The organism is Stenotrophomonas sp. 05L414_2 (assembly GCF_056397905.1).
Genome location: NZ_JBFTOJ010000060.1, coordinates 1 through 22,058, shown reverse-complemented (window position 1 = coordinate 22,058; position 22,058 = coordinate 1). Strand labels below are relative to the sequence as shown.

22 protein-coding genes are annotated in these 22,058 nt (G+C 67.1%); 8 read left to right on the top strand and 14 right to left on the bottom strand.

Annotated elements, in window-relative coordinates:
- The 6 genes from AC1DJN_RS10470 to AC1DJN_RS10445 form a co-directional block, all read left to right on the top strand.
- Positions 1 to 161: helix-turn-helix domain-containing protein (locus tag AC1DJN_RS10470; RefSeq protein WP_478039182.1), on the top strand; the 161-nt coding region annotated here is incomplete at its 5' end.
- Positions 158 to 814 carry a hydrolase gene (locus AC1DJN_RS10465; protein ID WP_032975283.1) on the top strand — a complete coding sequence of 219 codons (657 nt, stop codon included), beginning with the start codon at positions 158 to 160 and terminating at the stop codon, positions 812 to 814. The genes AC1DJN_RS10470 and AC1DJN_RS10465, both read left to right, overlap by 4 nt.
- Before the next feature lie 2 nt (positions 815 to 816).
- Positions 817 to 1,242, top strand: a complete 426-nt coding sequence (locus AC1DJN_RS10460; RefSeq protein ID WP_025878529.1) for a DoxX family protein — start codon at positions 817 to 819, stop codon at positions 1,240 to 1,242.
- A 119-nt stretch (positions 1,243 to 1,361) separates the two neighbouring features.
- Positions 1,362 to 3,212, top strand: coding sequence for an amidohydrolase (locus AC1DJN_RS10455; protein ID WP_478039181.1), 1,851 nt, complete (start codon positions 1,362 to 1,364; stop codon positions 3,210 to 3,212).
- On the top strand, positions 3,191 to 4,474 hold the full coding sequence (locus tag AC1DJN_RS10450) for an alginate export family protein (protein WP_478039180.1): 1,284 nt from the start codon (positions 3,191 to 3,193) through the stop codon (positions 4,472 to 4,474). The genes AC1DJN_RS10455 and AC1DJN_RS10450 overlap by 22 nt, the downstream gene beginning before the upstream one ends.
- On the top strand, positions 4,468 to 6,114 hold the full coding sequence (locus tag AC1DJN_RS10445; protein ID WP_442251863.1) for an MFS transporter: 1,647 nt from the start codon (positions 4,468 to 4,470) through the stop codon (positions 6,112 to 6,114). The genes AC1DJN_RS10450 and AC1DJN_RS10445 overlap by 7 nt, the downstream gene beginning before the upstream one ends.
- A 74-nt stretch (positions 6,115 to 6,188) precedes the next feature.
- On the opposite strand, the gene AC1DJN_RS10440 is transcribed toward AC1DJN_RS10445, so the two are convergent.
- On the bottom strand, positions 6,189 to 7,013 hold the full coding sequence (locus AC1DJN_RS10440; RefSeq protein ID WP_478039179.1) for an alpha/beta fold hydrolase: 825 nt from the start codon (positions 7,011 to 7,013) through the stop codon (positions 6,189 to 6,191).
- A gap of 193 nt (positions 7,014 to 7,206) precedes the next feature.
- Between AC1DJN_RS10440 and AC1DJN_RS10435 the strand changes: the two genes are divergently transcribed.
- Entirely contained in the window at positions 7,207 to 7,596 is a 390-nt protein-coding gene (locus AC1DJN_RS10435; RefSeq protein ID WP_442251862.1) for a hypothetical protein, read from the top strand.
- A gap of 55 nt (positions 7,597 to 7,651) precedes the next feature.
- Here AC1DJN_RS10435 and AC1DJN_RS10430 read toward each other — a convergent pair whose 3' ends face one another.
- The 13 genes from AC1DJN_RS10430 to AC1DJN_RS10370 all read right to left on the bottom strand — a co-directional run bounded on the left by AC1DJN_RS10430 (position 7,652) and on the right by AC1DJN_RS10370 (position 20,237).
- Positions 7,652 to 8,356: a DUF2968 domain-containing protein gene (locus AC1DJN_RS10430; protein WP_282279373.1), complete on the bottom strand. Its 705-nt coding sequence runs from the start codon at positions 8,354 to 8,356 to the stop codon at positions 7,652 to 7,654.
- A gap of 100 nt (positions 8,357 to 8,456) precedes the next feature.
- Complete coding sequence (locus tag AC1DJN_RS10425; RefSeq protein ID WP_099784489.1) at positions 8,457 to 10,607, bottom strand: TadG family pilus assembly protein; 2,151 nt, start codon at positions 10,605 to 10,607, stop codon at positions 8,457 to 8,459.
- Positions 10,608 to 10,615: 8 nt separating this feature from the next.
- Positions 10,616 to 11,080, bottom strand: a complete 465-nt coding sequence (locus AC1DJN_RS10420) for a DUF3613 domain-containing protein (protein ID WP_032975289.1) — start codon at positions 11,078 to 11,080, stop codon at positions 10,616 to 10,618.
- On the bottom strand, positions 11,077 to 11,961 hold the full coding sequence (locus AC1DJN_RS10415) for a tetratricopeptide repeat protein (RefSeq protein WP_080148883.1): 885 nt from the start codon (positions 11,959 to 11,961) through the stop codon (positions 11,077 to 11,079). The genes AC1DJN_RS10420 and AC1DJN_RS10415 overlap by 4 nt, the downstream gene beginning before the upstream one ends.
- Before the next feature lie 5 nt (positions 11,962 to 11,966).
- Entirely contained in the window at positions 11,967 to 12,896 is a 930-nt protein-coding gene (locus AC1DJN_RS10410) for a type II secretion system F family protein (RefSeq protein WP_478039178.1), read from the bottom strand.
- A 28-nt stretch (positions 12,897 to 12,924) separates the two neighbouring features.
- Positions 12,925 to 13,866 carry a type II secretion system F family protein gene (locus AC1DJN_RS10405; protein WP_478039177.1) on the bottom strand — a complete coding sequence of 314 codons (942 nt, stop codon included), beginning with the start codon at positions 13,864 to 13,866 and terminating at the stop codon, positions 12,925 to 12,927.
- 2 nt (positions 13,867 to 13,868) lie between these two features.
- Positions 13,869 to 15,218, bottom strand: a complete 1,350-nt coding sequence (locus AC1DJN_RS10400; protein ID WP_025878541.1) for a TadA family conjugal transfer-associated ATPase — start codon at positions 15,216 to 15,218, stop codon at positions 13,869 to 13,871.
- A complete protein-coding gene (locus AC1DJN_RS10395; protein ID WP_478039176.1) occupies positions 15,203 to 16,459 on the bottom strand; it encodes a CpaE/TadZ family protein in 1,257 nt (418 codons plus the stop codon). Before AC1DJN_RS10395 ends, AC1DJN_RS10400 begins: the two co-directional genes overlap by 16 nt.
- A gap of 28 nt (positions 16,460 to 16,487) precedes the next feature.
- Positions 16,488 to 17,846: a type II and III secretion system protein family protein gene (locus AC1DJN_RS10390; RefSeq protein ID WP_478039175.1), complete on the bottom strand. Its 1,359-nt coding sequence runs from the start codon at positions 17,844 to 17,846 to the stop codon at positions 16,488 to 16,490.
- A gap of 18 nt (positions 17,847 to 17,864) precedes the next feature.
- Complete coding sequence (gene cpaB, locus AC1DJN_RS10385; protein ID WP_025878544.1) at positions 17,865 to 18,914, bottom strand: Flp pilus assembly protein CpaB; 1,050 nt, start codon at positions 18,912 to 18,914, stop codon at positions 17,865 to 17,867.
- Positions 18,915 to 18,938: 24 nt separating this feature from the next.
- The gene (locus AC1DJN_RS10380) at positions 18,939 to 19,412 is read right to left on the bottom strand and encodes a TadE/TadG family type IV pilus assembly protein (protein WP_025878545.1); all 474 of its coding nucleotides are present in this window, start codon (positions 19,410 to 19,412) and stop codon (positions 18,939 to 18,941) included.
- The gene (locus AC1DJN_RS10375) at positions 19,409 to 19,954 is read right to left on the bottom strand and encodes an A24 family peptidase (protein WP_032975294.1); all 546 of its coding nucleotides are present in this window, start codon (positions 19,952 to 19,954) and stop codon (positions 19,409 to 19,411) included. The genes AC1DJN_RS10380 and AC1DJN_RS10375 overlap by 4 nt, the downstream gene beginning before the upstream one ends.
- A gap of 100 nt (positions 19,955 to 20,054) precedes the next feature.
- Positions 20,055 to 20,237 (bottom strand): Flp family type IVb pilin, encoded by a 183-nt coding sequence (locus AC1DJN_RS10370; RefSeq protein WP_025878547.1) that lies wholly within the window; start codon positions 20,235 to 20,237, stop codon positions 20,055 to 20,057.
- A 691-nt stretch (positions 20,238 to 20,928) separates the two neighbouring features.
- Between AC1DJN_RS10370 and AC1DJN_RS10365 the strand changes: the two genes are divergently transcribed.
- Positions 20,929 to 21,909, top strand: a complete 981-nt coding sequence (locus tag AC1DJN_RS10365) for an AraC family transcriptional regulator (RefSeq protein ID WP_478039174.1) — start codon at positions 20,929 to 20,931, stop codon at positions 21,907 to 21,909.
- Positions 21,910 to 22,058 lie beyond the last annotated feature (149 nt).

Here is a 22,058-nt window from a genome sequence, read left to right as displayed (position 1 = left end):
GGTCGATGACCTGCCTGGCCCAGCATCTTGGCTTCTTCGACCAGAGCCACTTCGTCCGCAGCTTCCGCGCCGAGACCGGCTGCAGTCCCGGCCAGTACCTGGCCGATGGCGCGGCACGTTCCCAGCCCCCTGTTGTTTCCTCCACCGGAGTCCACCCATGAGCCTCGCCACCGCCACCCCCGCCAAAGCACTGCTGTCACCGGCCGACCACGCCCTGATACTGATCGACTACCAGTCGCAGATGGCATTTGCCACCCACACCATCGACATCTCCGCGCTGCGCAACAACGTGTCGTTGATCAGCAAGGGTGCCAAAGGTTTCAACGTGCCGGTGCTGCTGACCACGGTGGCCGAGAAGTCGTTCTCCGGCCCGATGTTCCCGGAGCTGCCGGCGATCTTCCCCGGCCAGGCGGTGTTCGATCGCACGTCGATGAACACCTGGGAAGACCAGCCGGTGATCGATGAGGTGAACCGCATCGGCAAGCGTCGGCTGGTGCTCGCCGGCTTGTGGACCAGTGTGTGCATCGTCGGCCCGGCGCTGTCGGCGCTGGAGCAGGGGTTTGAGGTCTACGTGATCACCGATGCCTGCGGCGATGTGAGCGAAGAGGCGCACGAACGTGCGATCGCCCGCATGGTGCAGGCCGGTGCCGTGCCGATCACCAGCGTGCAGTACCTGCTGGAACTGCAGCGCGACTGGGCGCGTGCTGAAACCTACGACCTGACCACCGGCATCGCCCGTGACCATGCGGGTGGCTATGGCGTCGGCATCCAGTACGCCAAGACCATGTTCGGCGCGCAGGAAGGCGGGCACTGAGCGTGCGCGATGGCCATGGCCTCGACCTGGCCTTGTTGATCCTGCGGGTGGCGGCGGGAGGATTCCTGCTGCCGCATGCGCTGGGCAAGTTGTTCGGCTGGTTCAACGGGCCAGGCCTGGCAGGTTTTGCCGGCGAACTGCGTGGCTTCGGTCTGCCGTCGTCGGCGCCGCTGCCACTGCTGCTGGCGCTGCTGCAGGTGGTGGCCGGTAGCGCTGTGATGCTGGGCTGGCAGGCCCGGATCGCCGCGCTTGTCGCTGCCGCCTTCATCGCCTTCACCGCCCTGCTGGCGCTGCGCAACGGGTGGTTCTGGATGCGCGGCGGTGCCGAGTATCCGTTGTTGTGGACGCTGGCACTGCTGGCCATCGCCCTGGCCGGGCCCGGTGCATGGGCGGTGGACGGTCTGCTTCTTTCTGGAGACATCGCGTGAACAACGAACCTCTCGATCCTGGCCGCCGCAATGTGGTGCTGGCCACCAGTGCCGCGCTGGCGCTGGGCCTGGCTGGCGGTACCGCCTCGGCCATCCAATCCCCTTCCAAGGAGCGTCGCATGAGCACACTGGTCATCCGCAACGCACGCATCACCACGCTTGATCCGCAGCAGCCGCATGCGCAGGCACTGGCCGTGCAGAACGGCCGTATCGTTGCCGTGGGAAGCGACGAGGACATCATGCGCGGTTGGGGCAGCGAAGCCACGATCGTCGATGCGCAGGGGCGGCGCATCGTGCCCGGCCTCAATGACAGCCACACCCACCTGATCCGCGGTGGCCTGAACTACAACCTGGAACTGCGCTGGGATGGCCTGCGTTCACTGGCCGATGCGATGGCCATGCTGAAGGCGCAGGTTGACCGTACGCCCGCGCCGCAGTGGGTGCGCGTGGTCGGTGGATTCACCGCGACCCAGTTCACCGAAAAGCGCCTGCCGAGCCTGCAGGAGCTGAACGACATCGCTCCGGATACGCCGGTGTTCCTGCTGCACCTGTACGACCGCGCGCTGCTCAATCGCGCCGCGCTGCGTGCCTGTGGCTATACCAGGGAAACGCCGGACCCGCCCGGCGGGCAGATCGTGCGCGATTCGCTGGGCAACCCGACCGGCCTGCTGCTGGCCAAGCCGAATGCATTGATCCTGTAYGCGACCCTGGCCAAGGGGCCGAAGCTGCCGSTCGAATAYCAGGYCAAYTCRACCCGCCARTTCATGCGYGAGCTGAACCGCCTGGGCATCACCTCGGTGATCGACGCCGGAGGCGGTTTCCAGAACTACCCCGAGGACTACCAGGTCATCGAGCAGCTGCATCGCGATGATCAGCTGACCGTGCGCATCGCCTACAACCTGTTCACCCAGAACRAGGGCAGCGAGGTCAGCGATTTCCGCGGCTGGAGCGAGATGCTGCAACCGCGCCAGGGCGATGACCTGCTGCGCCACAATGGTGCCGGCGAGATGCTGGTGTTCTCCGCAGCCGACTTTGAACTGTTCAACGAGCCGCGCCCGGAACTGCCACCGGAACTTGAGCCGGAGCTGCACGATGTGGTGAAGCTGCTGGTGGAGAAGCGCTGGCCGTTCCGCATCCATGCGACCTACGACGAAAGCATCAGCCGCATCCTCGACGTCTACGAGCAGGTCAACCGTGAGGTGCCGTTCGATGGCCTGCACTGGTTCATCGACCATGCCGAGACCATCACCCCGCGCAACATCGAGCGTATCCGCGCACTGAACGGCGGCATCGCCGTGCAGCACCGCATGGCCTACCAGGGCGAGGCATTCGTGCAGCGCTATGGCGTGCAGGCGGCGCGGCACACGCCACCGGTGAAGCGGATGCTGGCCGAGGGCGTGCCGGTCGGCGCCGGCACCGATGCTACCCGCGTGGCCAGCTACAACCCGTGGGTGGCGCTGTCGTGGCTGGTGACGGGACGCACCGTCGGCGGCCTGGCCCTGTACGGTGATGAGAACCTGCTGGAGCGCGAGCAGGCCCTGCGCCTGTGGACACAGGGCAGCGCCTGGTTCTCCGGCGACGAAGCGGTGAAGGGCACGCTGAAGGTGGGCCAGCTGGCCGACTTCATCCTGCTGTCGTCCGACTTCTTCCGCGTCGATGAGCAGCAGATCGCCGACATCACCAGCCTGCTGACCGTGGTGGGTGGCCGCATCGTGCATGGCGACGGCGACTACGCCGGGTTGGCGCCGCAGCTGCCTCCGGCGATGCCGGACTGGTCGCCGGTGAACCGCTTCGGTGGTTACCACGTCGGTGGCGGGGCGACCGGGTTGGCTGCGGCGCACCGTCATCACCACCATGGTGTGGCCTGCAGCACCCACGGTGCGCATGGCCACGCGGTTCGTCATCCGGCGCCAACCGACGACCTGACCGCGTTCTGGGGCGCGATGGGGTGTTCGTGCTTCGCGTTCTGACCTTGGYATCGCTGGTGTTGCCGTCGTTGGCGCTGGCCTGCGACGGTGGTGCCTGTACCACGATTGGCGACGGCCAGTTGCAGTGGGATGCATCGCTGCGCCTGCGTGGCATGTACTACGCCCCGACCCGGTTTGGCGTCGGTGCTGGCGACGATGGCTACGGCCTGCTGCGTGCGCTGGCTTCTGCCTCCTTCGCGCAGGGTGGTTGGCAGGCGAAGCTGCAGCTGGGTACGCATGCCGAGCGCGGCAAGGCCGGTGGCCCAGGTCGTACCGATCGCGGCGCGCTGGACGTGCAGCAGGCGTACTGGCGCTGGTCCGGCGCTGGCATGCACGTGCAGCTGGGACGGCAGGAAGCGGGCTATGGCAGCTCGCGCCTGTTGTCGGTGCGCGACGGGCCGAACATCCGCCTGGCCTTCGATGGTGCGCGGGTGGGGTGGCAGGGCAGGCTGGGCGCACTGGACCTGATGGCGCTGCGCCCGGTCGAGAACCGCCCGGGTGCTTTCGATGACCGCAGTGAGCGCGGTGCACACCTGCTCGGCGCGTATGCGACCACGTCCAAGGGTGCTGGCATCAGCCAGTGGGACCTTTACCTGCTCGACTATCGTCGCGAGGGCGCGCGCTTCGCCGTGGGCAGCGGCACCGAGCGGCGGCAGACCCTGGGCGCGCGCTGGTTCGGCCAGTCGGGTGCGCTGGACTGGAATGCCGAACTGGTGGCACAGGGCGGTGAACTGCGGGCGGTGACCAGCGATCTGGACATCCGCGCCTGGACCCTCGCCACCGATACCGGTTGGCGCTGGAGCGCGCTGCCGCTGCAACCGCGGCTTGGCCTGAAGGCCGACATTGCCAGCGGCGACGCAGACCCGGGTGATGGTCGTCTGGGTACGTTCAATGCGTTGTTTCCCAAGTCCGCCTATTTCAGCGAAGCCAGCCTGTTGGCACCGGCCAACCTGATGGATCTGCAACCGACACTGGCACTGCGCCTGCATGAGGCGGTGACCACCGAGCTGGGTGTGCAGCTGGCCTGGAAGCATCGGCGCGCCGATGCGGTCTATACCACGCCGGCACCGTTGGCAGCGTTGCCCGGCAGTGCCGGAGGCGCACGCCGCATCGGTACCCAGTACAAATCCGAAACCCGCTGGCAGGTCAATGACCACTGGCAATGGCAGCTGCAGCTGGCCTGGGTCGACGCGGGTCCTGCACTGACGCAGGCCGGCGGCCGGGACACGCTGTTCGCCTCAATCGTTGGAGCTTGGCAATGGTGAACGCATCGGCGTCACAACACTCCCCGCAGGTCGATGGCGCATGGTCGCCGTTGAAGATCCGCATGTTCCGCTCGATCTGGCTGGCGATCCTGGCCAGCAACATCGGCACCTGGGTCAACGACGTGGCTGCGGCCTGGGTGATGGCCGAACGCACCGGTTCGGCGCTGATGGTCGCGCTGGTGCAGTCGGCCACCACCGTGCCGATCGTGCTGTTGGCGCTGGCGGCCGGGACCCTGGCCGACATCGTCGACCGCCGCAAGTACCTGCTGTTCACCCAGGGCTGGATGCTGCTGGTGGCGGCAGCGACCGCCGTGCTCACGGCATTGGACCTGCTGACGCCGCAGCTGCTGGTGCTGCTGACCTTCTGCATGGGCTGCGGTGCGGCGATGGCGATGCCGGCACAGGCCGCGATCGTCTCCGAGCTGGTTCCGCAGCCGATGCTGGCCTCGGCCGTGGCACTCAACTCCATCGGCATCAACATCGCCCGTTCCATCGGGCCGGCCATCGGCGGGGTGATCGTGGCCCAGCTGGGTGCGGTGTGGGCCTTCGGGTTCAACGCCATCACCTTTGCCGCCATGCTGTTCGTGGTGTGGGGCTGGAAGCGTGATCCGAAGGCGTCCAGCCTGCCTCCCGAAGGGTTCGGCGCTGGCCTCAAGGCGGGCCTGCGCTATGCCAGCCGTGCCGGCCGCCTGCAGGCGGTACTGATCAAATCGGCCGGCTTCTTCTTCTTCGCCGCGGCGATGAACGCGATGCTGCCGGTGGTGGTGCGCGGGCAGATGCAGGGCGGAGCGGGGCAGTACGGCGTGCTGCTGGGTTGCATCGGCATCGGTGCGGTGGGCGGTGCGCTGCTGCTGCCGAAGCTGCGGGCCAGGCTTGATCGCGACCTGCTGGTGCTGCTGGCCACCTTGTCGCTGGCGGCAAGCCTGGCCGGCCTGGCGCTGACCCGCAGCTGGTACGTGTTGCCGCTGGTGATGCTGGTCAATGGCTTTGCCTGGATCACCGTACTGTCCTCGTTGCAGATCGCAGCACAGACGGCGGTGCCGGCCTGGGTGAGGGCGCGTGCGCTTGCCCTGTACATCATGGTGTTCTCGGCCGGCATGGCGGCCGGTGGCCTGAGCTGGGGCGCACTGGCGCAGCGCACATCGCCCGAGCTGGCACTGCTGGTGGCTGCTGCAGGTGCGGTCATCGGCGGCCTGCTGGTGTGGCGGGTACGCATTGCAGGCGCCGAAGATCTGAACCTGAGCCCGGCCGGGCACTGGCCCGCACCGGAACTGTCGGTGCCGGTGTCGAATGATCGGGGGCCGGTGCTGGTGACCATCGAATATCGCATCGATGCCGCCGACCGCGCCGCGTTCCAGGCGCAGATGCGCACGCTGGGAACGATCCGTCGACGCGATGGCGCCGTGGTCTGGGGCGTGGTCGAGGATGTGGCAACCCCGGGCATCCATCTGGAGTATTTCGTCGCAGCATCGTGGTTGGAGCACCTGCGCCAGCATGAACGCATCACCGCCGACGACAAGGCGATCCAGGAGGCGCTGCGCGCGCTGCATCGCGGCGAGCGCGCGCCGGTGGTGCGTCACTTCGTTGGCGGCCATGATCCATTGCCGGCGCCGGCGCCGCATCACCACAGCGATATCTGATGGTCCCGTGATGGAGCTGGCCGCTGGCCGGCTCCAGGGCAGGAGCGGCGGCGCACGGGCGCCGCCGCGATACGTCATCTGCGTGCGAATGCCAGCAGGTCGGCGTTGAACTGATCGGCATGGGTCAGGGTGAGGCCGTGCGGTGCACCGGCGTACACCTTCAGTTCTGCGTTGCGGATGATCTGCGAGGACAGCTTGGCCGAAGCATCGAAGGGCACGATCTGGTCGTCATCGCCATGCACCACCAGAGCCGGCACGTCGATCTTCTTCAGATCGTCGGTGTAGTCCACCTCCGAGAATTCGTGGATGCAGTCGTACTGGCCTTTCACGCCGCCCAGCATGYCCTGCAGCCAGAACGAATCACGCATGCCTTCGGTGACGCTGTTGCCATCACGATTGGCACCGAAGAACGGCGTGGCCAGATCCTTGAAGAACTGCGAACGATCGCCACCGGTGCCCTTGCGGATGCCGTCGAACACTTCCAGCGGGGTGCCGGCCGGATTGCCTTCGGTCTTCAGCATCAGCGGCGGCACCGCGCCGACCAGCACCACCTTGGCCACGCGCTTGCTGCCATGGCGGCCGATGTAGTGCGCCACTTCGCCACCGCCGGTGGAATGGCCGACCAGGATCGCGTCCTTCACGTCCAGCGCATCCAGAACGGCAGCCAGGTCATCGGCGTAGGTGTCCATGTTGTTGCCGTCCCAGGTCTGGCTGGAGCGGCCATGGCTACGGCGATCATGCGCGATCACGCGGTAGCCGTTCTGGCCCATGAACAGCATCTGCGGGTCCCAGGCATCGGACGACAGTGGCCAGCCATGGGCGAATACGACAGGCTGGCCGGTGCCCCAGTCCTTGTAGAAGATGCGGGCGCCATCATTGACGGTCACGAAATTGCTCATTGCAGGTTCCTTGGCGAAAGGGAGGGAAAGACGCCTGCGGGTTGGCCGGCGCCTGCGGCAGTACAGCGCATGATGGGCGATGTRTATTGCACGGCTGTGCCGGATTGGCGTGGTCGTCGCGCTGACGCGACTCGCTCTGGCGGCAGGCCGGTGCTGATGGCAACCATGGCCATCGGACGCGCGAGGGCCAGTCATGAAGATGCCGGGATGGGCAGTGCTGCCTGCACTGCTGTTGGCTGCTGTCGCGACGGCACAGACCAACGTGTACAAGTGCACCGGAGGTGAGCATCCGGTCTACCAGCAGACGCCCTGCCAGGGGCGCGCGGAGTGGCGCTGGGAAGTGCCCGGTGCCGAGTCGAAGGCACGCGGGCCCACACCTGCAGTCGTGCAGCCTGCCCGCAGCGGTAGCAGGCGGACGCCACGGCGCGGGCGCGCACAGGGCGCGCTGATATCGATCACGGCTGACCCGCGTGGCTGCGAGCGGGCGCGCCAGCGGCAGGTGGCAACACTGGCCAAGCCGCGCAGGCTCGACTACCTGCAGCGCAGGCAGCTGGATGACGCGGTGCGCGACGCCTGTCGTTGAGCACAACGAAAAACGGCACCCGAAGGTGCCGTTCTGGTCTGCAGCCGGGTTAGCCTCAGCGGCCGTCGCTGGCGGCGGCCGGCGACGCTGCTGCATCCGGCTTGGGCAGGCTCAGCTCCGGGTTGCCCTGTTCGGCCTGCAGGATCTGGATCCGGCGCTGCAGCGCATCGAGTTGGCTGTTGGTGCTCTGCACGTCGGTGCTCAGGCTGACCGCCTGCTGCTGGGCCTGCTGCAGCGCTGCGCTGACCTGCGCCGACTGCGCCTGCTGCTGTTCCATTTCCTGCTGCAGGGTGCGCAGGCGTTCTTCGTTGTAGGCCACCAGGCGCTCGGTGTAGCGTTTGCCGGCTTCCAGCCGGGTGGTGTCGATGTAGACCTGCGCCAGCTGTTCGGACTGCTGCGCGAAGGTGCGGTAGACACGCTCGGCGTTGTCGACGGCATCGGTCTTGATCACCCGCCAGAAATTCTTCTCCTGGAACAGGGCCACGTAGTAGGTCAGGGTATTAGCGTTGAACAGCAGGCTGGCGCCGTAGTTGCCGTTGTAGGTGGTACGCAGCTCGGTGAGCTGCTGCGCATCCATCAACTGCTTGAGTTCGTCGACGGTGTTGCGTACCACCGGTGCGGCCTTGGCCGGCTCCACCGTGGCAGTGCGATCGCCACGTGCGGCCAGCGCCGACGGCGCCACCACCATCATGGCCACGGCCAGCAGTGCTGCGCCGCGCCGATACCGGGCGAAGACGGTGCCCCCTGAAGTTTCTCGCATGTCTAGACCATCCACGGATGTAGTGTGGGTTGAGTTGAAAGTGGTTCCCCGCTGCGAGTCTAGCATGGGCGCGGACGCCGCCAACCGGTGCCCGCGCGGGTCAGAAGACCAGCTGCGCCGAGCTGCACTGGATCGACTGCATGCTGACATCGGTGCGGCCCAGTTCCAGCCCGAGCAGGCTGGCCAGGGTGTTGGTCAGCAGGGTGCCGACGCTGTTGAGTACGGGCTTGAGTGCGGCCAGCACCGGGTTCAGCAGCGCACACAGCAGGCCACTGCAGGTGACGTTGTTGCCGGGGGTGGTCACGCCGCCGCCGTTCTGCCCATCCAGGAATCCGGCCGGGGCGGTCTGGATGTAGGACGCCAGGTTGGTGCGCACGCAGCCGTTGTAGTCGATCAGGTTGCCCAGCAGGCTGTCGCAGCGGTTGATCAGCAGGCCGCCGACCAGCGAGCCCAGCAGGCCGTCGAGCAGGCCCAGGCCCTGGCCGGTCACGGTGGCGCGGTAACCGGCCCAGACCGATCCATCTTCCCAGCAGGTGCTCAGGCCAATCAGGCAGGGCTTGGGTACGCCCTTGGTAACGGTCCAGTTGCCCAGCGGTGCGAGGTTGCGTGACGGATCGCCATCGCGCAGCAATGGAATCACCTGGTCCACGTTGTAACGCCCGCCGCTGGGGAAGGCCGCCTGCAGGTAACGGTCTGCCAGAGCCTTGGCGGTGTCATTGGCGCTCATGCCCTGCTTGGGTGAACTGAGCATGCCTGACAGCACCCGCAGCAGTTCGTTGACCAGGTCTGACACGGCGGTGCCGACGGCCAACGGGTTGATCCGGGTCGAGCCGGTCTGGCCTGCGGCCAGGGTCAGGCTCTGCGTGCTGGTCAGCGCCGGCAGGGTGACCTTGTCGTTGATCAGCGGCTGCCCCAGCAGCCTCAACAACTGCTCGTTCTGCAGGGTCGCGTCGCAGACGTTGCTCTTGGAGAAGCGATCGGCTGCGTTGACCTTGCCGACGCAGGCGCGCAGCACCGAGGAATCGACCTGGATGGTGGCCGTGGGTGGTGACGCACCGCACTGGATGCTGGTCAGCGTCCCCATCGCATTGGCCACATCCACGTGCAGTGGCAGATGCAGGCGGGTGCCGAGCAGGTTCAGCAGCGGGCCGATCGCGAACAGGCGGTCGCTGTCGACGTCCACCATCAGCCGCACCTGCGCGTTGTACGCGCGTGCGCCGACGCCACCGATGGCGATCGACGGCGGCTCCACCACGCCGGCCTTGACGTCGATGCCCAGCAGGTTCAAGCCCTGCACCTGCACGCCATTGCCATCGTTGGCGATGGAGATCGCGGCGGTGACAAGATCCAGCACGTTGACCCTCGATTCCAGTGCGCTGCCGATGGTGCCGTCCGGTGAGATCACCTGCGCGAACAGGCCGCCGCCGCCGTTCTGGCTGCCCAGCAGAATGTTCAGCTGGTTGATGTCCAGCCGCGTGCCGACCAGGTTGGACAGCGCCTGCAGCTGTACGCCGACAGCGGTCTCGCGGCCCACCACCGTGGCAGTGGCATTGACCAGCTGTGCCAGTGATATGCGGTTGACCGACAGCAGCCGGTTGAAGTCGGCCACGCTGAGGTCGGCGGTGACCGGGATGCCCAGTGCCGCCAGCAGCCCCGACGGGGTGACAGTGGCCTGTGCCAGGCCGTCGTAGGACAGAATTGTTGCGTTGGTGACGTCCAGGCCGACCAGCCGAAGGGTCGCCATCAAGGGGGAGTTGCCATTGGTGCGCAGCAGCTGCGAACCCACTGCAAACACGGCGGTGGGTTCCGAACGCTTGGCCACCGCCTGCACGCGCAACGTGGGCAGCCCGCTGTTCTGGCCGAAGAACGGCAGTACGCCGCGTTCGGCAATGACCCGCACTGCGTTGCGTGGATTGCCTGCGTCCACGCTTGGGCTGAAGTGGTCAGCCGTTCCGCGGGTGGCATTCCAGTTGCCACACTGGATCTGCACCTGCCCAGGGAAGGTGTTCTGTGCAAGCGCGTTCTGCCGGGCCGCGCTGTTGTCGGCGTTGTCGGGCCGGCACAGGTCCAGCCGTTGTGCGCCTGCCAGCGCAGCCAGATCGACCACCTTCTGCGCATCGCGCTTGGCCCAGAACAGGAAGCCGATCTCGATCAGGCCGAGCATGGCCAGCAGCGCGATCATCACCAGCATCATGGTGACCGACATACCGCCGCGCGGGCGACTGAAGCTGATGTGGCGTGCTCGGTTCATGGCGGGCCTCAGCGTCCGGATCGGGAGGATCCTGCGGACTTGGCGACGTCGGTTTCGAAGAATTGCGGAATGTCGTACTGGAAGCTCTTCAGGTAACGCGCGTAGCTGGATGTGGCCTGGTCGCCGAGGATCGGCAGGCGGGCACCGGCCACCTCGCCGGACGCTTGCAGGCGGAACAGGCTGCGAGTGGTGTCACCGATCTGCGAGGTGTTGGGCTGCAACTGCGTGCCGCCGAAATCAGGCCTGGTTTCAGGGGCTGCGGGGGCTGCGATGGGCGCTGCGGCTGGTGGCGGCGATACGTCCACGGTAGCCAACGGCTCGCTGTGCAGGGGGGCGGCTGCCGGCGCGGGCGCGGCACCACCCAGCATCTGCCCGGTCAACGGTTGCTGCGGCGTCTGCGCCTGCACAACCGCAGCGAAAGACAAGCCGGCAAGCACCGGCAGCAGGCAGCGGATCAGCGGCGTCGAGGTCATGGCGTGTTCCCGGTGGGATGGTCGGTGGAGCCGAAGCGTTCCAGCATCGAGGGCGGCAGTCGTGGTGGGTCGCGTTCGTCGCGACCATCGCGGCGCGGTTCGGCGGCCAGGCGCGGGCCTGCGTTGGCGGGGGTGGCAGCTACCGAAGCAACTGGCCGTATCGCTGCCGCCGCTGCAGCAGTAGCAGCGGCCTGGCGTTGCTGCAGCCGCGCGCGGATCTGCTGCGCCTGCTGTTCGACGCTGCGGCGGGTCTCCTCGCTGAAGCTGGCCTGTTGGGCCAGCCGTTCGACGGTGGCAGTGTCGCCACGCAATAGCGCCCACAGGGCAAGATTGGCGGTGGCCTTGGCATTGCCTGGCGACAGTTCCAGCGCCTTGGCCAGTGGCTCGCGTGCCTGTTCGAAGCGGCCGGCACGAAGCCGTGCATAGCCCAGGTCGCCGAGGTAATCGGTGTTCAGCGGGCTCAACTGGGTGGCACGTGCCAGCGCCTGTTCGCCGCCCTGGTCGTCGTCGCGGAGGGCAGCGATCAGGCCCATGCCGTGTGCAGCGGCGGCGGCCTGCGGGCCATTGCCGAGTTCGCGGTACAGCGCCAGCGCCGCATCGATCTGGCCGGTCTGGCGCAGTGCGTCGGCCTGCAGCAGGCGCAGTGCCGGGGTATCGCCGTAGCGCTGGCGGAACGCATCCACGTGCGCCAGCGAAGCGTACCAGGCGCCTTGCTGCTGCATCCGCTGGATCAGTTCCAGATAGGCGTTGCGGCTGTCCTGCGGGGCCGGGGTCGGCTCGGCCAGGCTCGGCGCACGCAGGTACTTCGGCGTGGTGGAACTRCAGCCGGCAGCAGCGGCAACCAGGGCAAGCAACAGGCAGGCAGGGCGCAGGACAGGCATGAAGGTCATCCCATTTTCGACAAGGTAGTGGCCAGCGCGACCAGCGCCGGTCCGGCCAGCACCAGCATCAGTGCCGGCAGCAGGGTCAGCATCATCACCACGGTCATCTTCACCGAGAGCTTGCCGACCTTTTCCTTCAGCGCATTGCGGCGCTGCTCGCGCAGGCGGACGCTGAACTGGCGCAGCGGTTCCTGCACGGCACCGCCGTGGGCGTGCACCTGCAGGATCAACTGCACAAGGCTGGACAGATCGTCATCGCCGTACACATCGCTCAGCCGGCGCAGCGACTGCGCACGCGTGCGCCCATGGGTGTAGGACACATTCGCTTCCTGGATTTCCCCGCCCAGCACCGGCAGTGCGTCGCGCAGCTTGTCGCCCAGTGTCTGCAGGCTCTGATCCATGCTGTAGCCCACGCCCTGCAGCAGGCGCAGCAGGTCGATCAACAGCGGCAGCTCATTGTTCACCGCGCGTCGCCGCCGCTTGRCCCACGCACTGAGCGCGAACTTCGGCAGCAGCAGGCCAGCAGCCAGCGCGCCGATCACCACCATGATCCTCGACAACCCCGTGGCGTCACTCAGCGTCAGCGCAATACCCAGTACCAGCACCGCCAGCAGCAGCCGCAGGCCGAGGTAGATGGCGGTGCCGCGGCGGGTGTTCCAGCCGGCCAGGTCCAGCAGCAGGCGATCCTCACCGGCCAGCAGCGCCGCTTCCAGGCGTCCGCCGCTCAGTCCGCGGCCGAACTGCTCCAGCCAGCCGAGTGAGTCCTTGCGTGCGTCAGCCGCTGTGTCGTCGCTTTCGCGCGGACGCAGCGCTGTTTTCAACGTGGCCTCGCTGCGGTCCTCGCGATGGCTGCGCACCCAGCTGCCAAGCCCCAGCAGGGCCACGCCGGCGGCCAACACCAGCAGGGCAGCCACGAACCAGATGCTGGCGCTCATTGGATGCCTCCTGCGTGGACGGGGATGTTCATAGTGATTTGGCCAGGCGGTACAGCAGGAAGGCGCCGGTCAACTCCAGCGCCAGCGCGATCAGCAGGATCTTGTGGCYCAGTGGGTCGTGCAGCACCGGCTGGAAGAATTCAGGGCTGGAGATCGCCATCAGCACTGCGCTGGCCGGTGGCAGGAGGCCCAGTACCCACGCCGACATGCGGGTTTCAGAAGTGGTTGCGGCCAGTTCCTGCTGCGCCTGTTCCAGGTCACGCATGAAGTCGCCCATGCGCTGCAGGATCTGGTCGGCACGGCCACCGATGCGCACGCTCACGCCCATCACCACCGCCAGCACCTTCAGCACGTCCATGCGGTAGGGCTGTGCGGCCAGGTTGAGCGCACGGTCAAGGTCCATGCCGCCACGTGCATAGCGCACCGTGGTGTCGAGCAGGCCGCGCAGCGGCGCGTTGGTCTGCATCGACGCGACCTGGAAGGCGGCCTGCAGGCTGTTGCCGAGCGCGGTAAGGCGCACCAGGTTGTCGAGGAAGTCCGGCAGCTGGTGCAGCAGCTGCGCCTGCAGCTTGCCGATACGGCGCATCAGCCACAGCCAGCAGCCCAGCAGGTACAGCAGCAGGGTCAGCGGGAACATCCAGAAGGTGCCCAGGCGCAACACCGCGAACGCGGACAGGGCGATGCCCGGCAGCAGCATCAGCAGCGGCAGCTTCCAGCCCGGTGCCAGGCCGGCACGCTGCAGCAGCCCGTTCCAGGGCAGGGCGCGGCGACCCGGCGCAGGCAGCGTCGCCTGCCGTGCTGCATCGGCCGGCGCGGCGGCAGCGCCGGTGCCGCGCGCCAGCTGCTGCTCGGCATGCTGCAGCGAGGCCTGGCGCTGTTCGCGGCTGCTGGCCGTCCCCCACAGCCACACCGCCAGCGCCAGCAGCACCGACACGATGCTCAGCACACCCAGCAGCAGGCCGGTACCCATGCTCAGAAGTCTCCGTACAGGGATTCGCGCAGCAACTGCCGGAACGGCTCCAGCTTGTGCGAATGTGGCTGGAAGCCGAGGCCGATCCAACGGTCGATTTCCTTGCCGCTGCCATCGATCTGCACTTCGTGGCGGAACATCTCCTGGGTGGTGATCAGGTTGTCGCTGACGCCGGTGATTTCAGTAATGGATACCAGCACCCGGCGGCCGCTGCCCAGGCGCGAGATCTGCACGATGAAGTCGATGGCACTGGCGATCTGCCGGCGCAGGCTGTCTTCGCTGCCCTGGAAACCGGCGAAGCCGGCCAGCATCTCGATGCGGTACAGGCAGTCGCGCGGTGAATTGGCGTGGATGGTGGCCATCGATCCGTCATGGCCGGTGTTCATCGCCTGCAGCATCTCCAGCACCTCGGCGCCACGCACTTCGCCGACCACGATGCGGTCCGGGCGCATGCGCAGGCTGTTGCGCACCAAGTCGCGGATGCTGACCGCGCCCTGGCCTTCGGCGCCACCGATGCGGCTCTCCAGGCGCACCACATGCGGGTGGTTGAGCGAGAGCTCGGCGGTGTCTTCCACGGTGATGACGCGTTCGTTGGCCGGCACATAGCTGGCCAGCGCATTGAGCAGCGAGGTCTTGCCCGAGCTGGTGCCACCTGACACCAGGATGTTGCAGCGGCCCAGCACCATCGCCTTCAGCAGCGCCTGCATCGGCGCATCGAAGGTGCCCTTCGCCAGCAGTTCGTCGGGGGTGAACGGATCCTTGCGGAACTTGCGGATGGACACCATCGGCCCGTCCACCGCCAGTGGCGAGATGATCGCGTTGAGGCGGCCACCATTGGGCAGGCGTGCATCGACCATCGGATTGGAATCATCCAGGCGGCGGCCGAGCGGGGCGATGATGCGGCGCAGGATGCGCAGCAGGTGGGTGTCATCGGTGAAGCGCTGAGGTGCGCGTTTGAGCTGCCCGCCCTGGGAGACATGCACATCCTTGAAGCCATTGATCAGGATGTCTTCGATGGTGGGGTCATGCAGCAGGTCATCGAGCGGGCCGAAACCGGTCAGCTCCTTGACCAGGCCTTCGGCCACCACCTGCATTTCTTCTTCGTTGATGGGGATGCGCCATTCCTGGATGAAACTGACCGTCTGCACTTCCACCCAGCGGGCGATGGTGTCGGGGGCCCAGGAATCGATGTCGATGCGCTCGTCTTCGATGCTGTTGAGCAGATGCTCGTGCGCGGCCGACAGCACCTTCTGGTACTGCTCGGTCTGTGCGAACGGCAGGCTGCCCGGTGCATGCTCCGGCACCGTGCTGCGGGCGACAACGTGCGGGAACGGGGTCACTTTGTCTTCCATTGCGATCCACCCAGGGCAAGGGCAAGTCTTTCCCGCAGGCCGTGCGCCTGGACCGGGCAGGCAGCCGGATCCAGGCGTTGCACCAGCGGGGCGAGGGCACGCAGGTACGGGTCGCGCGGCGCATCCTGCAGCAGCAGATGGCCATGGCTGGCGGAGGCGCGTACCCGCGACCGCTCGGGCAGGGTGGCCAGCAGCGGCAGCTCGAAGCGGCGCGCGATCTGTTCGGGGCTCATGCCACTGTTGTCGTCGTGGCGGTTGATCACCAGCTGCAGTCGCTTCTCGCGCTCGCGCTGGCCGGAAAGGTGCTTCAGGGCGTGATCCAGCGACACCAGGGTGGCGATCGATGCGTCGGCCACCAGCCAGATTTCATCGGCCTGGTCCAGCAGCAGCGGCGGCAGCTGCCGCAGCGGGCAGCCGCCGGCATCGCACAGTACGCTGGAAAACACGCCGCGCAGTCGTTGCAGCAGCGCACCAGGATCGGAGGGCGGCAGTGCGTCGCTGCCGCTGGCACGGTCGAGCAGGACCAGTCCGCTGGTGTGCCGGGCCATCGCCGTGCGGGCCAGGGTGGCATCGATGCGGCTGGCATTGCGCAGCGCGTCTTCGTAGTGGAAGCGGCTGTCCAGGTTGAGGTACAGGGCGAGGTCGCCGGCCGGCTGCGCCAGCTCCATCAGCAGCCCGTCCTGCACGGCGGCATCGCCCTGGGCCAGGGTGCGGGTCTGCTGTGCGAGCACCGACAGGTGTGCGGCCAACGTGCTGSTGCCSACGCCGGCGCGCACGCCCAGCAGCACGATCAGGCGCGCCTTGTGCGCCTGCTGTGCGCTTGCGGCGGGGCGCGGTGACAAAGCGCGACGCAGGGCGGCTTCGATGCCGGTGTTGTCACTGTCCAGGTCCAGTACATCGCGCAGGCCGGCGCGCAGCGCCATCACCACGCCTTCCACCTGGCCGGCGCTGGTGGCGCCCACGGCCACCAGAGTCAATTCGGGTTGGGTCTGCTGCAGCTGCTGCGCCAGTACCGTCGATGCCGAGGCATGCTCCGGGCGGAAGTCCAGCAGTACCAGGTTCTGCGGGCCACGCTGCAGGTCCTGGGCCGAGGTCGGCTCGCTGCTGTCCTGCCAGTGCAGTGCCGTGGCCGGCGGCAGCTTGGCAGCCAGGCGCGGCAGCAGTTCACGGTCGATCCCGTACAGGACCAGGTTCATCGGTGGTCCTTGCGGGTGCAGCGGCAGGGCAGTGGCGTAGGGCATGGGCGTAGTACCGGAGACGTCATGCAGGTCAGCGCGAGAAACCGGGAACCGGATCGCGGCTGATCGGGCCAAGCAGCCACGCGCCCCATTCGGGCATGTTCGGCTTGGCTTCGCGATCGCCGGGTAGCGGCAGTTCGGTATTGCGGGCAATCGGCTGTACCAACCGCGGGGTGACGATGATCACCAGTTCCTTGTCCTGGCGCTTGTAGTCRAAGTTGCGGAAGAACGTACCGATGATCGGCAGGTCGCCGAGCAGCGGAATCTTGTTGACCGTCGAGGCCACGGTGGAGCTGACCAGGCCGCCGATGACGAAACTCTCACCATCGCCTAGCTCGACGGTGGTGTCGGCGCGGCGGGTGGTGATCGAAGGAATCTGCACGCCGTTGAGCGCGATCGCATTGGTGTAGTCCAGGTCGCTGGCTTCYGGGGCAACCTTCAACGCAATGCGGTTCGGTGAGRGCACGGTGGGAGTAACGGTGAGGCCGATGCCGAAGGGCTTGTAGGTAACCGTGGTCGTGCCGAGCCCCTGCGGCTCCAGGATCGGCAGTTCGCCACCGGCCAGGAAGCTGGCACTCTGCCCGGACAGCGCGACGAGAGTGGGCTCGGCCAGCACGCGCGCCATGCCGTTGGCCTGCAGCAGGTCGACATCGGCGTTCCACAGGCCCTTGGTCGAACCGAACACCAGCCTGAACGCCGAGGAGATCGGTGACTCGCTTTCGTTGCTCGACTCACCTTCCTTCATGCCAGGCAGGATGCCGGTGTTGCCTGGCAGCTGCCCGCCCGGCCGCGCGAATCCATAGGCGAAACCACCGTTGCGGTTCTGGAAGTTGATGCCGATCTGCTTCAGCGCGGTCTTGTTGAACTCGACCACCTTCACCTCGACCTGCACCACGCCTCCGCTGCTGATGGTGGAGGCATCGGCCAGGCTGCCGTCCTTGCCGAGCGCCATCACCGCGGTCTTCTGCTCCTGCATGTGCGCCAGCACGCTGTCGCTGCTTCCCTGCAGCAGCCCCTGCTGGTCCTGCTGGGTGAACACCAGTCCGCTGGAGCCGGCATCGGCGGCGCCCTGCACGGCACTCTGCACCCGCACCTGCACGCGCTGCGGTTCGCTCTGCTTGCGATGCCAGAGCAGCAGGGTGGTGGTGCCGGGGGCCTTGCCTACCAGCAGCGCCTGGCGTGCGCCGCGCAGCATCACGATGTCAGCTACGCCGGGGTCGGCGATGGCAACCCGTTCCAGGTCGGCCGGCAGCGTCCATGGCCGCTGTTCGCGGGTCTGCAGCAACAGATCGTCGGCAGCCACGCTCGCACCCGGTGCCAGCAGCACCAGCAGCAGGGCCAGCCAGCGCTGGCGGACAGTGGGGCGTAGGCGGTGGCGACGTTCAGTCATGTGCGCTCTCGGCAAGGGTCAAAGGGAGCCGCGGGGGGCAGCAGTGTCGCCGCGGATGATTTCGATGCCCGCCGGTCGCGGCGTCGAGCGACGCTGCACCGGTGCACGCGCCGGCGTTTCGTGGACGCTGCGCTGCACGCTGCTGCCGCGGCCAGCCAGCGCATCGCCATCCAGGCCGGCGTAGGCGTTGTTCTCCGGTCGCTGCAGGGCCTGCTGCTGCTCGTTGTCCAGGCCGCGCACCGGGTCCAGCACGCCGCGCGCCTGTGGGAACAGCGCCACATCCGGCAGGCCGGTATCGGCGGGATTGCGCAGGGCGAGGAACAGCTTGCCCTGCTGTGCGCCGAGCAGCAGGCGGTTGGCGTCGGCCACCGGCACCGCCAGCACCGCGGTGCGCGCCGGCTGCGTGGCATCGCTACCGTTTGCGTTGCTGGGGGCGCTGCTGGAACCGCTGGTGATATCGGCTGCACGTGAGTCGTTGCCTGCCGTGGCCGGGGCCTGGCCCTGGCTGCTCGTCGGGGCTGCCGCGATGTCCTGCTGTCCGTAGCTGAGCACGCGCAGGCGTGACAGCAGCAACCGCGTCTGTGCGATGTCCTGCTGGCCGTTGTAGCTGGTAGCGGCGCTGCGCAGGTTGAGGAAGACGTCGACGAAATCACCGGGCAGGATGCGGTTGCCTGCCGCGACCAGCTCATCGACCGGCACCGCCAATGCCCGTTCACCCGGCCGCAGCTGCAGCGAGAAGCCCTGTGCCAGCAGGCTGGCAGCAATCGCGCTGCCTTCGCTGATGTCCTGCACCGGCACCTTGCCGACCACCGCTGCCAGGTCGGCAACGGCCCCCGGCACTTCCGCGGTGCGTTGTGTCAGCCGCACGCCATTGGCGCTGATCGGCTCGCCGGCGGGTAGCCGCGCGGTGGCTTCAACGACACTGAAGGTCTGCGCATCGGCCTTCACGATCGTGCTCGGGTTGTCCGCCGAGGCCGCAGGCTTCCGCCCGATCACAAAGGCGACCACGGCCAGCAGCACGGCGAGCGCGATCAGCGCGATGGCGGCGATGCGGGTCAACTTGAGCATGAAAATCGTCTCCTGTACCGATCGTCAGTTGCTGCCGAGGTCCAGCTGGGCGACCGCGACGCTGCGGATGGGGGCCTGCATCACCCAGCCATAGAGCGTGGCGGTGCCGGGCAGGAAGGGATGGGACGCATAGTCGTAGCTCACCGTCACGGTCATGCATTGCACCGTCGCCAGGCCGGCGCAGGGCGCCTGCGGCGAGACCACGATAGCGCCGGTGCCGCCACCGCTGCAGTCCGGGTTCTGCCCGGAAAACTGCAGCAGCCATTGCATGGAGCGGCGGGCCGCCAGGCAGGCGGCGGTGCGCCGCTCGCCGGCGTTGCCAAAGCGCAGCGAAGCACGCGCGCCCTCGGCCGAGGCCGTCGCCAGCGTCTGCTGCGCGGCCATGATCAGCACGCCGGAAAAGGTGAGCAGCAGCAGCGGCACCAGGCCGAGCAGCAGCATCAACGCGAATTCGATGCTGGCCACGCCGCGTTGGCGTTGGCGCGCGAACGCTTTCATGCGACGCCTCCATAGGTGGTTGCCAACACCCAGCCAATCGCCGCGAAGGCCAGGTAGGCTGCGTAGGGAATGCCCTGTCGCCCCTCGCGCGCGGCATGCAGTTCGCGCAGAGCAGCGTGGCCATTCAAGTGCGTGCTGGCGCGGTTTACCTGCATCTGCAGGCGCAGCGGCAGGTGACCGGCCAGCTGCCGACCGGCCAGCACCAGCACGGCGTGGGCGCCTGCGGCCAGGCTGGCCAGCACCCAAACCGGCAGCAATGCCTTCCAGCCCAGCAGCAGGCCAAGCACGGCGAAGAACTTCACATCGCCGGCGCCCATCCAGCGCACCGCATAGAACGGCAGCAATGCCAGCAGGCCAACGACTGCGCCCAGCAGGTGTGGCGCCCAGGCCGTGCGCGTTGCATTGAACTGGCCGGCGATGATCAGGGGCACGGCGATCGCGCACGCGGCCAGCAGCCAGGTGTTGGGCACGCGGCGGGCATACAGATCGCTGATCGCAATCCGCAGGCACACTCCCATGGCCAGCAATCCCAGCAGTGTCATCGCACACCCTCGTTGTCCGTCACTGGACAGTTGCAGAACCCCTCATCGACCACCGCGGCCGCCATCGAAGCGACCGCAGGTGCTGCACCCTGCGCGCTGGCTAGGTGGTGGTGGCGTCGGTGGCAATGGCCTGCAGGCGGGTGAACAACGTGGTGAAGAACGCGGTGATCTGGGTTCTGCCCACCACGATCAGGATGCCGGCGATCACGGCGGCCAGCAGCCCGTATTCGAGCGCGGTCACGCCATCTTCTTCTTTCAGGAACTTGCGGATCGATGCGTTCATGACGGTTGTCTCCCTCTACCTGTCAGTTGCTGCAGGACACCTGCATGGCCGGTGGCCCGGCTCCGCCGGGACCGTCCGTAGGCCCCCGCCATCCTGGCGGAGGAGGCACGGCGGGCAATCCCGCTGTGCTCAAGCAGGGTGATCATTCCCGGGCAGGGCAGCGGCCGCGCAACCACGACCACCCAGCTCCAGGCCGGTGGTCGAAACGGTATCTCGTACGTGCATGGTCATGCTGTCCCCCTGGGTGTGGCCGCTGTCTGCGTGCCCGATCACCGTGTATTCGACTTTGCCTGAATGGCGGTTGCCTGCAACCGGAACCTATATGCAAATTCGGCAGATTCGCTGCATGCCTGAATATTGCGGCGCGGATCTGTGACGTAAATCCGTTCCTGCGCAAAACGATTCATGGTCGTGCAGATAATGTGATGCCCATCCGCGCGCATGCGAAAACCATGCCATCGGCGCGCACATTTTCTTCACGCAGTTGATAATTCCGCAGCGTCGAAACATCCTGTTTACGACCGCCGATTATCGGGCATACTCGCATTCAAGGTTTTGCATTTTCAGGGAGGGACGCGCGTGCATCGCAGCGTCCATCTCGGCAACGGACGATGCTCTTGGAAACGGCGTGCGCCCTGTCAGGCAGTGGGGGCGGGGTCGTGCGGCAGACCAAACGGGGGACGACACTGTCATGGTCGATGGTGGGGTGGAAGACAACGACGACGGCGATCTCAGGTCAATCGACCTGGCCACGCTGAGCGGCGTGCTCCGCGTGTGCGACGTGGAACTGTTGCTGCTGGATGGCAATGGTCCGCGCGCGGCATTTGCTTCGCGCGTTCACGAGGAAGCCMTGTTCTGCAGCATCACCTGTGGCTTCCACTGCCGCGGCCGTTTCATGCTGCCGCCGGACTGGGCAATGCTCGGCTACCTGCACACCACCGATGATGCATTGAGCTGGTGCCATGGCGTGCCGCTGACGCCGGGCATGGCCTTGACCGTGATGCCCGAAGGCATCAGTGAATTCACTCTCAGCCCTGGTACCCAGATGACGCTGATGCTGGTGCCGGTCGCGCGCGTGCAGCGCAAGTTGACCGAGCTGAGCCTGCGCAGCACGCCACCGGCGGGGCAGGCGCTTTCACTGTTCAACCTTGGCGATGATGCGATGCCGCTGGTACGCCATTACCAGCAACTGCACGCGCAGCTGGGGCAGGGTGGTGGGCTGCAGCCGGAAGAAACCGAGCGCCTGCTGCACGAGCATGTCCAGGCGCTGCTCGGTGCCGGCCCAGCCGATCGGCCCAGTTGCAGCCGCGCCCGCCGCACGCATTACCTGATCGCGCAGCGGGCGGAGAACTTCATGCGCCTCAATCTTCGCCGCAATATCTACATGAATGAAATCTGCGATGCCGCCGGCGTCAGCGAGCGTGGCCTGCGCTATGCGTTCGAGGATCTGTTCGGCACCTCGCCCAATCGCTACCTGTCGATGCTGCGGCTGTGCGCGGCCTGCCGCAGCCTGTCGATGGCCGATTCCAACCGGCGCTCGGTCAAGGCCATCGCCCTCAGTTGCGGGCTGTGGGATCTTTCCCGCTTTGCCGACAACTACCGGAAAGTGTTCGGCGAACTGCCGCGTGACACGTTGATGCGCGCGCCGGCACAGCTCGGCCAGCCAGCCTGAGGGGTATCGGCCGGGCTGCCGCCCGGCACCCGCAGAGGCAAGGGCAACGGCAACTGCCGAAAGCAAAAGCAGGTTTCCTGTGGAATGGCGGGGTGGGTCCGGTTGCGGGGGACGCCGTAAACCCGTCCATGGGGGCTTGGCCGCGGCAT